This window comes from Achromobacter sp. GW823-FHT04E03 (assembly GCF_058796095.1).
The window spans coordinates 592,106-604,599 of the sequence record NZ_JBXAIJ010000002.1 but is presented as its reverse complement, the minus strand read 5'-3'; the positions used below and the strand labels follow the sequence as shown (position 1 = coordinate 604,599).

Sequence of the window (12,494 nt, the reverse complement as noted above, 5' to 3'; positions counted from 1 at the left end):
CAGCCGGTCGCTATCTCAACTCCAGCGTCGCACCTATGACCTTCATCGTCGGCATCAGCTGGCGCCACGCATCCTTGGACATGGACGATGGCCGTCTGAGTTCGGCCGCGGCGGGATCGTCCAGCAGGTCGCCCTTGCAGGCGAACACGATGCTGTTGGTCATGTCGTCATCCACCACCTCGAACATGGACGAACCGAACGAGGCCCGCACCCGGTCCATGTAGTCATGATGGTCCGGGTGATTGACGTGGAAATTGATCACCAGGATGCCGTCCTCGCGCAAAGCGCGGAAACAATCGGCGTAGAACTCCGCCGAGCACAGCGGGCCCGGAATCCCGCCGATGCCGAACCCGTCCAGCAGGATCACGTCGGCATGGTCCGACAGGCTGCGCATATGGTCGGCCGCGTCGGCCTGCAGCACGCGGAAGCGGTCGTCGTCGCGCGGCACCATGAAGGCTTCGCGCAGGGCAATGACTGCCGGATCGATTTCCACCACGTCGATAGCGCTGTCCGCCAGATAGCGATGGCAGAACTTGGGCAGCGAGCCGCCGCCCAGCCCCACCATCAGGATGCGGGCGGGAGCCGGATTGAAAAGCACGAAGCCCATCATCATCCGCGTGTACTCCAGTTCGAGCGCATCGGGGTTGAGGGTGGACATGCTGCTCTGGATTTCCTGCTGCGTGAAATGCAGGGTGCGGCGGGTGCCCGAGTTCTGGATAAAGGGCCGGGGAGCGGCCGCTTGCGGCTCTGCAGGCGGGAAATCTGAGGAGGTTTGGGCGTCGTCGGGCATGAAACGGAGTGGCGTGCAGGAAAATGGGAAAAGATACCACTGCGCCGCGCACCCACCCAGCGATGTAGTCTCTTTGGCTGATACCGACGTCCATGATTGCAGCGTAAGCTCGCCGTGCAGGAAGCTGAGCGCCCGGCTTCGGAACGCGGACCCATGGCAATGGCTGGCATACATACCCATTACGACACGCTCCAAGTTTCGGAAAATGCCAGCGATGAAGTCATCCGCGGCGCATACCGCTATCTCTCGCAGAAATGGCATCCGGACAAGAATCCTGACAATCCCGAGGAAGCCAAGCGCGTCATGGCGCGCCTGAACGAGGCCTACGCGGTGCTTTCCGATCCGAAACGCCGCCAAGAGCATGACGCGTGGATCGCCGAGCAACGCGCCGCCGGCGCGCCCGGCGGCAACGGTGGCGGGACGAACGGGAAAGCGCCGCCGGATTCCGGATCCACCGATACGCTGCGCGACTATTACGCCACCGAAATCGCCAAGGGACGCAATTTCTGGATATGGCCGCTGGCCTTCATCGGTTGCGCCATGGCGTTGGGCCTGGCCGCCAACCTCGTTCCATCGCTGGCCAGCATGCTGATGAAATACCGCTATTTCACCCTGCTGCTGCTGCTGGCCGGGGCATCCGCGGTGACGACCTCGGCCAGGAAAAAACACCGCGATCAACTGCTGCAACAGCACGAGACCCGGATTCTGGAGCAGCGGTACACGGAACACATGCGGCAAAAGACCGTGCGGCAGGTAGTCATCGGCGTCTCGGCCGTATTGGCAATCGGCGGCCTGCTAGCCTATTACGGCATGGGCTGGAATGAACGGCAAGACCAGCTCCAGGCCGCCAAGCCGGACAGCAAGAAGCCTGCGCCGGCCAAGCCTGCGTCCCTCCAGATCGAGAACGCCTGCGGCCGGGACTTGAGATTCGCGGTGCACTATCTGCCCGACGGAGGCGAATGGCGCACCGAAGGCTGGTGGAACGTGGAAGCCAACAGTTCCACCGGCCTGCGCGGCGACCTGGGATTGATCGAATCCACCAACGCCATCTTCTACTACTACGCCGAATCGCTGGACCGGAAAATAGTCTGGCAAGGCCGCGACGACGACGAGACCGACGCGACCTATGCGTTCAAGGGGCGCAACTATCGCTTCGACCGGGTTCGCCTGGCCCGCGACGCCGATGGCAGCTATCAGCTCAAGCTCACCTGCTAGCGCATCAGCCGCGGACGTTCAGATCAGCAGCACCGGACAAGGCGCGTGGGCAATTACCCGCGAACACACCGACCCCAACAATGCGTCCAGGAACGGCGCCCGGTGGTGCGACCCCATCACGATGGCCGTGGCCCCCACCTTGACCGCATGCGCCACGATCTTGTCCGGCGTGTGGCCCGTAAGCTCGTGGCACTCGAAGCCGACCTGGCCCGCGCGCAGGATCTCGACCACGGACTTCATTGCCTTGTCGCTCTCTTCGTGGTGCCAGGCGTCGATGTCGGCCTGGCCGATGAAGGCTTTGACGTCGCCCGTCACGTCGGGCTCGCAATGCAGTACATGCACCGTGAAATCCCGGTTCAGCAAAGGGCCGTCAACCAGATAGCGCGCCGCGGCATCGCTGTGGCTGGACCCATCGGTGGCAAGAATGATCGTGTTCATGACAGATCTCCGGTTCGTGGGACTTATCCCTTATGGCGCGCAGCCCTGGCCGCGGCCCGTCTGGGCAGGATCAGGCTGGCGCCCACGGATGCCAGCAGGATAAGGCCTACCGCCCCTAGCGACCACTGCACCGGCACATGGAACCATGGCGCGGCCAGCATCTTGCCGCCGATGATGATGAGCACCGCGGCAAGTCCGTGCTTGAGGTAGCGGAAACGTTCGCGCATGTCGGCCAGCAGGAAATACAGCGCCCGCAGGCCCATGATGGCGAAGATGTTGGAAGTAAAGACCAGGAACGGGTCGGTGGTGACGGCGAAGATGGCGGGAATGCTGTCGACCGCGAACACCACGTCGCTCGCCTCTATCATCAGCAGCACGACGAACATGGGCGTGGCATGCCGCAGGCCGCCGATGCGCACAAAGAACGACTCGCCGTGATAATCCTTGGTGATGCGCATCGACGAGCGCAACAGGCGCACCAGCGGATTGCGGGCAATGTCAGGCTGATGGTCCGCCCGGGCCAGCATCTTCGCTCCCGTCGCCACCAGCAGCACGCCGAACACATAGAACAGCCAGTCGAATTTCGACAGCAGCCAGACGCCCGCCAGGATCATGCCGACCCGCATCACGATGGCGCCCAGCACGCCGTACAGCAGTACCCGGCGCTGCAATTCCAGCGGCACCACGAAATAGCCGAAGATCAGCGAGAACACGAACATGTTGTCCACGGACAGGGACAGTTCGATCAGGTAGCCGGTATAGAACTCCAGCGTTTTCCGGTGCGCAATGTCGCGCCCCAGGGTGGCATCCAGATACCACCACATCAGGGCGCCGAACAACGCGGCCAGCGCCATCCATACGCCCACCCAGAACAACGCTTCGCGGGGCCGCACGCGGTGCGCATGGCGGCCTCCCAGCACGTAGAGATCCAGCGCCAGCACGACCAGCACAAAGCCTACGAACCCCGCCCACATCGGCAGGGTGGCAAAGGTCTCGACCCGATTCATCAGGACCTCCCGCCGTCGCTGCAAAACCGCTATGCGACAGCCAGCGGTACACAATGCATGTACGAATCCAGTCTAGAACTTCGGGAGGCGTCGAACAATTCGCCTGGATCGAACTGACGCTCAGGTTTTTCGGAACCTTCGCGGCACGCGGGGCGCCGACATCGGCAACTCAGCCCAGGTATTCCACGTTGCCGCAGACGGAAATGCTCTGGCCGCTGATGATGGCGCCTTCGTCTGAACACAGATACGCCACCTGATTGGCCACGTCCTGCGGGCTGGTCATGCGGCGCAACGACACCTTGTCCACAAGCTGCTCGCGCATGGCGTCGTTGGTCACGCCGCCGGCCGCGGCGCGGGCCGCGATGACCCGCTCAACCCGGTCGCCCGACACCACGCCCGGCAGCACGGAATTGACGCGGATGTTCGACGGCCCCAGCTCCATGGCCCAGGTCTGCGTCAGGCCAGCCAACCCGAACTTGCTGGCGCTATAGGGCGTGCGCAGCGAAAAGCCCAGCCTGCCCGCGACGGACGAGATGTTGACGATGGACCCGCCGCCTGCCACCCGCAGCAGCGGCACGGCGCTGCGCGCGCACAGGAAGGTTCCGGTCAGGTTGACATCCAGCGTGCGCTGCCACGCGTCCAGCGCGGTTTCCTCCAGCCGGTTGGTCGGGCCGGCCACGCCAGCATTGTTGACCAAGGCATCGAGCTTGCCCCATTTCCGGGCCAGTTCGCCGAACATGGCTTGGACCTGCGCTTCGCTGGATACGTCCGTCACGCTGACGCCCAGGCTTGGATGCGCTGCGGCAGCGGCCTTGCAAGCCGCTTCGTCCACGTCGCAGACGTGCACCTCGGCGCCCGCCTCCAGAAACTTGCGTGCGATCGCCAAGCCTATGCCTTGCGCGCCCGCGGTGATGAGGACGTATTTTCCTTGCAGTGAATTGCTCATGGCTTTTCCTGGTCAGAGCGCGAACTCGGGCCGGATTCCGCTCTTGAGCGGCAGTCCCAGGATCTCGCGCGCTTCGGCTGGCGTGGCGGGTTCCATGTCCATTTCACGGATGATGCGCACGATGCGCTCGGTCAATTGGACGTTGGTGGCCAGTTCGCCGTGGCGGTAGTACAGGTTGTCTTCCAGGCCGACCCGCGCGTGGCCGCCCAGCAGCAGGGCGGCCATGTTGGCCTCCAGCTGCGCGGGGCCGATGCCGCTGACGCAGAAGATGCTGTTCCTGGGCAGCAGATCCACCATCATCTGCAAATGCCGCACCGAGAACGGCATGGCATTCTGGAAGTTGCGGTGCACGTTCATGACCAGGTTGATGAAGTGCGGCCCTTCGTCCAGCCCTTCTTCGATCAGCGTCGTGGCGTCCTGCAGGATGTGCGTGGGGCTGAAGACTTCCCATTCTGGCTTGATCCCGCGCGCCTGCATGCCGGCGGCCAGTTCGCGGGCCTTGGTGAGCGGCGTGTTCATCAGGTATTCGCGGTCGCCGAACGCAAGGTTCAAGGTCGTGGCGTCCAGCGTGCACATCTCGGCGCCGGCGTCCATGCCCTTGAGCCGCTCTTCCCACAGGATCTCCCACGTGCCGGGAGAGGTTTCCTTGACCATGTCGCCATGCACGCCGCCGCCGGTGGAGTTGTTCAGCACGATGTCGCAGCGGTCGCGGATGAGCCGGTTCATTTCCCGGTACACCGAAGCGTCGCAGGTCGCCTGGTCGTCGGGACGGCGCGCATGCAGCGCCACCACGCTGGCGCCCGCGTTATAGCAGCGGTACACGTCCTCCGCGATTTCCAGCGGCTGCGTGGGCAGGTGCGGATTCTGGCTTTTGAATGCCATGCCCCCGGTCGGGGCGATGGTCACGATGACTTTACGTTTGCTCATGAGGGTCACTTCCAGAGCGCGCAGCGGCTCTCTTCCTTGGTGGTGAATGCCTGGTTGCCGTCGATGGTCTGCACGACGTTGAAGTAGTCCCAGGGCTCCTTGGATTGTTCCGGCGTCTTGACCTGCAGCAAGTACATGTCGTGCACGACGCGACCATCCGGCCGCACCACGCCGTTCTTGATGTAGACGTCGTTCAGCTTGTTTTCGCGCAGATAGGCCAGCACGCGGTCGGCATCGTCCGTACCCGTGGCCTTGACCGCGCGCAGGTATTGCAGCGCCGCCGAGTAGTCGGCCGCCTGCAACGAGGAGGGCATGGCCTTGCGTTTTTCAAAGAAGGCGCGGGCCCAGGCGCGGGTCTCGTCCGACGCATTCCAGTACCAGCTATCGGTCAGGTACATGCCTTGCGAGGCGGGCAGCCCCATGGCGTGGATATCGTTGATGAACATGATCAGGCCGGCCAGGCGCATGGTCTTGGTGATGCCGAATTCGTTGGCGGCCTTGATCGAGTTGGTCGCGTCCGCGCCGGCGTTCGCCAGGGCCAGGATCTCCGCCTTGCTGCTTTGCGCCTGCAGCAGGAACGAAGAAAAGTCGCTGGCCGATAGCGGATGCTTGACCGATCCCACCACCGTGCCGCCGCCGGCCTGGACCACCTTGGTCGTGTCCGCCTGCAATGCGTGGCCAAAGGCGTAATCGGCAGTCAGGAAGTACCAGCTCTTGCCGCCTGCCTTGACCACGGCCGCGCCCGTACCGCGCGCCTGCGCCACGGTGTCGTAGGCGTAGTTCAGCGTGTAGGGCGTGCATTGTTCATTGGTCAGCGCCGGCGCGCCCGCGCCCACCACGATGATGGGCCGCTTCTTGTCGGCGGCGACCTTGGACATGGCCAGCGCCGTACTGGAATTGGTGCCGCCGATCAGCATGTCCAGACCTGCCTGGTCAAACCATTCGCGCGCCTTGGCCGAGGCGATGTCCGCCTTGTTCTGATGGTCGGCCGTCAGCAGCTCGATCTTCTTGCCGTTGATCTCGCCGCCCATCTCCTGGATCGCCATCTTGATGGCCTCGGCACCGCCGGGGCCATCCGGCCCCGAGTACACGCCCGACATGTCGGTGATGAAGCCGATTCGAATAACATCGTCTGAAATCTGCGCCTGGACCGCAGGGGCGTGCAGCAGCGTCACGGCCAGGCCGCAGGCCAGGGCGCTGCGGGACATCATGCCTTGCATGGGCAACATGCTTGTCTCCTCTTGTGGGTTTTGGCGTCTGGCACCTCGGCTATTCTGGTGCCGGCCCCAGACCGCGGACAGTCATCATGGTGACAAAGCGCCCTAGGGTTTACCTGAGCGGCGCCACAACGGCTACGAAGGAGGCACACATGGGCGAACGGCTTGCCGACGCCGGCGACGAACCCTTGAGCGCACGGCGGCGGCGCGCGCAAGGCGCGGTGGACAAGATGCTTGACGTCGTCCCTTGGTACAAGGGCCTGCCGGAACTCGAACGCGACCTGATCCGCGCCGAATTGCGCGTGGTGACCCTGGCCGCTGGCGAGTTCCTGTTCCGCGCGGGCAGCCGTTCGCCAGGATGGTACGGCGTGGTGCAAGGCCTGGTGAAATGGTCCTCGCCCGGCGCGGACGGCAAGTCCCTGTCCCTGGCCGGCTTCAGCACCGGCAGCTGGTTCGGCGAAGCCACCATGATCCGTCGCGAGCGGTTCGAGTACGAGGTGGTTGCGCTGCGGCCCAGCCAGATCGTGATATTGCCGCGCGAGACCTGTGAACGGCTCTGGAACAACAACATCGAATTCACCAAGGCGCTGATGATGCATCTCGCGCAGCGCGTGGACTGGCTGATGAGCAGCTTCACGTCCAACGTGCTGCTCGACGTCGACACGACGGTGGCGCGCGCAGTCGCCGCGCAGTTCAACGCGGAAAGACATTCCGGCACGAATGGACGACTGAAGGTCTCCCAGGAAGAAATCGCCGGCTTGTGCGGCATTTCGCGGCAACGCTGCAATGCAGCGCTTGCGCGACTCGCCCGCGCGGGCGTGCTGGAAACCTACTATGGCGGGCTGGCCATCCTTGATGTGGACGAGTTGCACCGGCTTGCCAATGTCAAGAAGAGCGCCTAGGAAGCTGGCGTCGACGGTACAAGAAAAGATGCCAGTCAGAACAGAAATTCTGTCTTTGCGCCTGTTGGGGACAACTCTATAGTTGCCGCGGAAAAAAACCAACCGCTTATCCGCACTTGAGGAGTTCCCATGAAAGCCCCTTCCGCGCCCTCTGTTTCGCTCCTGGAGCCCTATGCCGGCGCAGAGGACCTGCCCCTGTACACGACCACCGTCTCCGTAACCGGCGGCGCCTCCGGACACGGCAGATCGTCCGGCAGAGCGGTCTCCAACGACGGCGAACTGGAACTCGAACTCAGGCTGCCCAAGGAGTTGGGCGGCAATGGCGGCGGCACCAATCCCGAGCAATTATTCGCAGCCGGCTTTGCCGCATGCTTTCATGGCGCCATGAAGCTGGTCGCCACGAAGAACCGCGTCCCGCTGCCGGCGGATTTCGCCATCCACTGCACCACGACTTTCGCGCGCGAAGCCTTCGACGGCCTGTTCTGCATCAAGGCCAGGCTGGAGATTTCCTTGCCTGGGCTGCCCAAGGACGTCGCCCTGGCGTTGGTCCACGAGACGGAATCGATCTGCCCGTACTCGAAGATGGCGGACCAGGGGATCGCGTCGTCGGTGCATCTGAGTTGATCATGAACAGCGCCCGCCCCGCGCACTGATTGGCATCCTTCGAAGCTGTCCTCCTCAGCCACGGACCTTCTTGAGCAAGGCCTCCGCCTCTTGCCTGCGTCCCCGATCGGCGACCTCGCGGCCAGGACGCGCTGGCGCATGCAGGGCCTTTTCCAGATACGGGACCGCCTCCGCCTTGCGGTTCCGGTAGACCAGATAATCCGCATAGAAGTAGTTGGGGTCGATGCCATCCGGATTGATCGCGAGCGCCTGCTGCAGCAAGGACTCGGCCTTCTTGTTGTCGCCGAAGCCGACGGGCCAGCCAGGAACCTTGTAGTACAGCACGCCGAGGCTATTGAGGGCGGACCCGGCCAGCGCCTGGCTGTCGATCTGGATAGCGGTCTCGTATTCGGCCTTGGCCTGTTTCGCGATGCCAAGCGCGCCCAGGCCGCCCTTGGCGCCAGCCCATGAACTGAGGATGATCCCTTCCCATATGTGCGGCTCGGCGCGATCGTTGTACCTCACGGTCACGGCATGTGCCTTCTGCGCCAGGGCTTCGAAGCTGTTCTCCCGCTTCGCTTCGGGCGTCTGGTATTGGATTTCCGCCCACTCCCTCTGAAGCTTGCCGATGGCGTTGTCCATATCGGCCGGTTCCGCGTGGGCTGTGGAAACGAAGGAATATGCCGTCAGGGCCAGCATGGCCGATGAGACGTAACGCAGGAAAGCTCTGCGGATCATGATGACACTCCTGATTGCGGCGGCGACGACCTCAAGGCACGCCGATGCTTGGTAAATGCGCCATCGAGCAGGCGCGGGAATAGCGAGTTGAGCCGCACGGCCAGGGCTTCGAACGGACCGGCATAGCGCTGGGCGGTCTCCGCCTCCAGCATGCGCAGTACGGCTCTGGCGACCGCCTCCGGGCTGTCCGTCGGCGATCCGGTCGCCTGGTTGAAGGCGATGACATCAGCCGCATTGAACGGCGTATCGATGGCGCGCGGCGCGTAGTACTGCACACGCACGGTAGAGTCCGCGAGTTCGCGCCTCAGGGATTCCGTATAGACGCGCAGGGCTGCCTTGGACGCGCCATACGCGGCAAAGCCGGGAACTCCCAGGCTGCCGAGCACGGAGCCTATGTTCAAGACCTGAGCGCGCGGCTGTCCAAGCAGCACAGGCAGCAGGCTGGCGGTCAACAGCATGGGCGCGACGGCGTTTGTGTCGAAGATCTGTTTGGTCTGTTCAGCGTCCATCGCACCCGCGGCGCCAAACCCCGCTACCGCCGCGTTGTTGATGAGCACGTTGGCGCGACGCGCCGCGGCGGCATCCGCGATCGCCGCCCGACCTTCCTGCGTAGTGATATCAACGACCAGGGCGTCCACGGCGCTGCGGTCGTGCGCGTCCAAGCTCAATGACTTGGCCAGTTCCAGCGTAGGACCGGCGCGCCTTCCGACCAGCAAAACGCGCGCTCCTTCGGCGCGCAACATGCGTGCGATGGCGCTGCCCAACCCGCCGGCAGCTCCCGTAAGCACGACCGAGGTCTGATTGATCTTCATGCCGGCACGCTCCCGGCGGCAGCTCGCGGCAGTCCACGGAAGATCGCGCCGTACAGACGGTAGAACATGTGCGCCGCATGAATGACGGCGGCCTGGTCGTCGGGATGCTCCAGCCGATCCATCAATTCCGCGAAATGCGCGGTGTGCTCCTGATCGAGCGTGCCATGCGAACGCAGGTAGCTGAAGGCGGTGCCGGGCAGTCCCAGCGCCTGCTGGATCCTGTCCGCAGCGTTCAAGGCTAGGGCGACACTCGTTCCCTCCAGGACATGCACCATGCCGAAGAAGCCCACCGGGTTGTTCCGCATGATGGTGTCGTAGGCATAGGCCACCATGATTTCCGTATCGGGACCAGGGCCTGCGCGCCTGATCGCCTCAGCGTCCGCGCCCGCCGCGCGCAGGTCGTTCAGTATCCATTCGTCATGGCCGGTTTCCTCCTCGATGTATTCCTCCAGCGCCGCATCCATCCAGGCCAGTCGACCTGGCATGCGCGTCCGGCACGCGCGCATCAAGGGCACCGTGTGCCGCACATGGTGATAGGCCTCGGCCAGGAAGCGGATATATGAAGGCAGCGCGACCTCGCCGCGCAGGCAATCCTGGATGATGGGCGCCTGGACCAGCGCTTCCCGGCTGCCCCGGGTTGCACCCACGAGAGAATCAAAAAATGGCATGTTCGTTTACACCGGAGAAAGAGGCCGGACGCTTGGGAACAGGTCCGGATGCTGTTGAAGAATCGCGCTTCGGCGGGGCCGTCCATTGGCGGTAGCCATGCCCCCGTCCACCGAAAACTCGGCGCGCGCGTAAAGCCAGCGGCCAATGCGGGCATAGTCAGGCAACCGCTGGTTGGTCCGTGATATGGCCGCGTCGATGGCCGCCGCCGAAGCCGTTCCCTGAGGCCAGATCACGGCGCCCAGCTCGGCTTCGCCATCGCCGTACACGACCGCGTAGCGGATCTCGGGTTGATTGCCCAGTTCGACCTCGACCCACTCCGGCGAAACATTGCGGCCAAAGCCGGTAATGAGGACGTTCTTCTTGCGGCCTTCGACATGCAGGTATCCCGCGTCATCCAGGCGGCCAAGATCACCCGTCGGCCACCAACCGCCCGCAGGCGACGGCGCGCCCAGATAGCCGAGAAACGGCGTCCCGGCGATCTCGATCTCGCCGTCGTCGGCGATGCGGACCCGCGCATGCGGCATTGGCCGGCCAGCCGAGCCCGGCATATCCGCGCCCGGCAGGTTCAGTGTCTGCACCGAAGCGGCTTCGGACAGGCCATACCCTTCGTAGGCGGGGAGGCCAAGCCGGCGCGCCTGCTCCAGCAACGGCGCTCCCACCGCGGCCCCGCCCACGGCCATCAGGCGCAGCCGCGGCGGCGCCTGCGTCCGGGTCGCTGCAAGCCAGCCGGCGTAGGCACGCAGCATCTGCGGAAGCACGATCACGCTATTGGCCTCCGAGGCACCCAGTGCCGCGTGGAACTGTCGGGGATCGAATTGGGAAGATCCCTGCAGGCCGACCTCCGCCAGCGGCGGTACGTGAATGCATGCACCTTCCAGCATGGGCGCATAGACGCCCGCAATGTTCTCCAGCAGCACGGGCAAGGGCAGGGCCGTGAGATGACTGCCGATGCCAATCCCGCGCGTCGCCTCGGCCAGGCCGCGCGCAACGTCCAGCATCTGGGCGCTGCCCAGGCATACGCCCTTGGGCTGTCCGGTGGAGCCTGACGTGAACGTGATCTTGGATGTGCCGGCAGGCAACGACATCGCCGGCAAGGCCAACAGCCTGACGGCCAAGCGGCCGAGCAGGCCGGCCGCGGACGGATCCATGCTGGAACTGGCTTGCCCGGACGAGCCAGCAGGCATCAGCAGCAGACTGGCGCCCGCCGCGATCATGGCGGTCTGCCGCTGCTCCGGCGTGAAGAACAGCGGCAATGGCAAGTGCACGGCGCCCATCGCCAGACAAGCGAGATCGACAACGATCCAATCCGCGCTGTTGTCCAGCAGAGTCGCGACTACCCGCGAACCGTAGGCGGAAAGCGCGTCCGCGCAACCTTGTACCCGCTCCGACAGTTCTGAGTAGGTCAAGGCCCCTGCCGGAGAACGCAAGGCGGGATGCAGGCGACGGTCGCCGCGCGTCAACGACGCCAGGAATTCCTGACTGGTCATGATTGAGGCTCGCCGAATCGGTTCAAAATAAGGCTCAGGCGCCCGGCGAATACCTGAGGATCATGTTCGTAATAGTTGCCCCAGTCGCGCCGTTCGCCCGAATCCAGCTGCGCGGGCGTGGCGGCGGCCAGGGGCTGATGAGCCAGGCCCATGCGCGAGAACAGGTGATGCAGTTCTGAGGTCAGGGTGCTGACCGCCCATTCGAAGCCCTGTTGATGCAGATGCAGTGCCAGATGGGGTACCAGCAGCCGCCCCGCACCCGGCCGGACGGCGGCGAACTGACCGGTCTCGACAATGTGGCGGCGGGCCACGGACATATCGCGCTGGCGCAGGTACTGCTCCACCGGCGCCGACAGGTAGCGCTCCAGGTACAAGGTCTCGGCCGCGCCGCGGAATCCTGCCGCCGCGAGGATCTGGCCGTCGGCCTGCAGACTGACCAGGGTTGGCATCCAGTGCTTCACGCGCGCGCCAAAACGCTGCCGGTAGCGCAGGTAGATATAGGATTCGACGCAGCCGCGCTGCGGGTCGTCGTAGGGATGCACGAGCAATGTCGGGCGGGGCCGCTCGAGCGGGGCCGTGTAAGGCCAATCGGCCGGCCTTGGCGAGGCCTTGCGCTGCGGCGTCATGATTTCTGGTCGGTCCATTTGAAGCGCTTGCTTTAACGATGGCCGCAGCGTACGGGCCGAACCTTAACTCCAAATTAACCGTACCTCGGTGGTAATCTGATCCGGGCCAGCACCAGG

14 protein-coding genes are annotated in these 12,494 nt (G+C 64.3%); 3 read left to right on the top strand and 11 right to left on the bottom strand.

Annotated features, from left to right (window positions below; all coding sequences use genetic code 11):
* Nucleotides 1–10: 10 nt before the first annotated feature.
* Nucleotides 11–790, bottom strand: a complete 780-nt coding sequence (locus AC1RHV_RS14130; RefSeq protein WP_492301122.1) for a fused MFS/spermidine synthase — start codon at nt 788–790, stop codon at nt 11–13.
* A gap of 159 nt (nt 791–949) precedes the next feature.
* On the opposite strand from AC1RHV_RS14130, the gene AC1RHV_RS14125 reads away from it, so the two are divergent.
* Nucleotides 950–2,005: a J domain-containing protein gene (locus AC1RHV_RS14125; protein ID WP_492301120.1), complete on the top strand. Its 1,056-nt coding sequence runs from the start codon at nt 950–952 to the stop codon at nt 2,003–2,005.
* Nucleotides 2,006–2,023: 18 nt separating this feature from the next.
* Here AC1RHV_RS14125 and AC1RHV_RS14120 read toward each other — a convergent pair whose 3' ends face one another.
* The 5 genes from AC1RHV_RS14120 to AC1RHV_RS14100 all read right to left on the bottom strand — a co-directional run bounded on the left by AC1RHV_RS14120 (nt 2,024) and on the right by AC1RHV_RS14100 (nt 6,552).
* Entirely contained in the window at nt 2,024–2,443 is a 420-nt protein-coding gene (locus tag AC1RHV_RS14120) for a universal stress protein (protein ID WP_054455392.1), read from the bottom strand.
* Nucleotides 2,444–2,466: 23 nt separating this feature from the next.
* Nucleotides 2,467–3,450, bottom strand: coding sequence for a TerC family protein (locus AC1RHV_RS14115; protein ID WP_054455394.1), 984 nt, complete (start codon nt 3,448–3,450; stop codon nt 2,467–2,469).
* A gap of 169 nt (nt 3,451–3,619) precedes the next feature.
* Complete coding sequence (locus AC1RHV_RS14110) at nt 3,620–4,396, bottom strand: SDR family oxidoreductase (protein WP_492301118.1); 777 nt, start codon at nt 4,394–4,396, stop codon at nt 3,620–3,622.
* 12 nt (nt 4,397–4,408) lie between these two features.
* The gene (locus AC1RHV_RS14105; protein WP_119449882.1) at nt 4,409–5,323 is read right to left on the bottom strand and encodes a beta-keto acid cleavage family enzyme; all 915 of its coding nucleotides are present in this window, start codon (nt 5,321–5,323) and stop codon (nt 4,409–4,411) included.
* A gap of 5 nt (nt 5,324–5,328) precedes the next feature.
* Entirely contained in the window at nt 5,329–6,552 is a 1,224-nt protein-coding gene (locus AC1RHV_RS14100; RefSeq protein WP_370126395.1) for an ABC transporter substrate-binding protein, read from the bottom strand.
* A gap of 140 nt (nt 6,553–6,692) precedes the next feature.
* Here AC1RHV_RS14100 and AC1RHV_RS14095 point away from each other — a divergent pair, with 140 nt between their 5' ends.
* Both AC1RHV_RS14095 and AC1RHV_RS14090 read left to right on the top strand, forming a co-directional pair.
* Nucleotides 6,693–7,442, top strand: coding sequence for a Crp/Fnr family transcriptional regulator (locus AC1RHV_RS14095; RefSeq protein ID WP_225588860.1), 750 nt, complete (start codon nt 6,693–6,695; stop codon nt 7,440–7,442).
* Between the two features lie 129 nt (nt 7,443–7,571).
* Entirely contained in the window at nt 7,572–8,066 is a 495-nt protein-coding gene (locus tag AC1RHV_RS14090) for an Ohr family peroxiredoxin (protein WP_054455400.1), read from the top strand.
* A gap of 54 nt (nt 8,067–8,120) precedes the next feature.
* Here AC1RHV_RS14090 and AC1RHV_RS14085 read toward each other — a convergent pair whose 3' ends face one another.
* From AC1RHV_RS14085 to AC1RHV_RS14065, 5 genes are read right to left on the bottom strand one after another with little or no spacing between them, the layout of a single operon-like run.
* Complete coding sequence (locus AC1RHV_RS14085) at nt 8,121–8,783, bottom strand: hypothetical protein (RefSeq protein ID WP_492301115.1); 663 nt, start codon at nt 8,781–8,783, stop codon at nt 8,121–8,123.
* The gene (locus AC1RHV_RS14080) at nt 8,780–9,595 is read right to left on the bottom strand and encodes an SDR family oxidoreductase (RefSeq protein WP_175161999.1); all 816 of its coding nucleotides are present in this window, start codon (nt 9,593–9,595) and stop codon (nt 8,780–8,782) included. The genes AC1RHV_RS14085 and AC1RHV_RS14080 overlap by 4 nt, the downstream gene beginning before the upstream one ends.
* Complete coding sequence (locus AC1RHV_RS14075; RefSeq protein WP_125470612.1) at nt 9,592–10,263, bottom strand: iron-containing redox enzyme family protein; 672 nt, start codon at nt 10,261–10,263, stop codon at nt 9,592–9,594. Before AC1RHV_RS14075 ends, AC1RHV_RS14080 begins: the two co-directional genes overlap by 4 nt.
* A gap of 6 nt (nt 10,264–10,269) precedes the next feature.
* On the bottom strand, nt 10,270–11,751 hold the full coding sequence (locus AC1RHV_RS14070; protein ID WP_492301113.1) for an AMP-binding protein: 1,482 nt from the start codon (nt 11,749–11,751) through the stop codon (nt 10,270–10,272).
* A complete protein-coding gene (locus AC1RHV_RS14065; RefSeq protein WP_192330737.1) occupies nt 11,748–12,377 on the bottom strand; it encodes a thermostable hemolysin in 630 nt (209 codons plus the stop codon). The genes AC1RHV_RS14070 and AC1RHV_RS14065 overlap by 4 nt, the downstream gene beginning before the upstream one ends.
* Between the last annotated feature and the right edge of the window lie 117 nt (nt 12,378–12,494).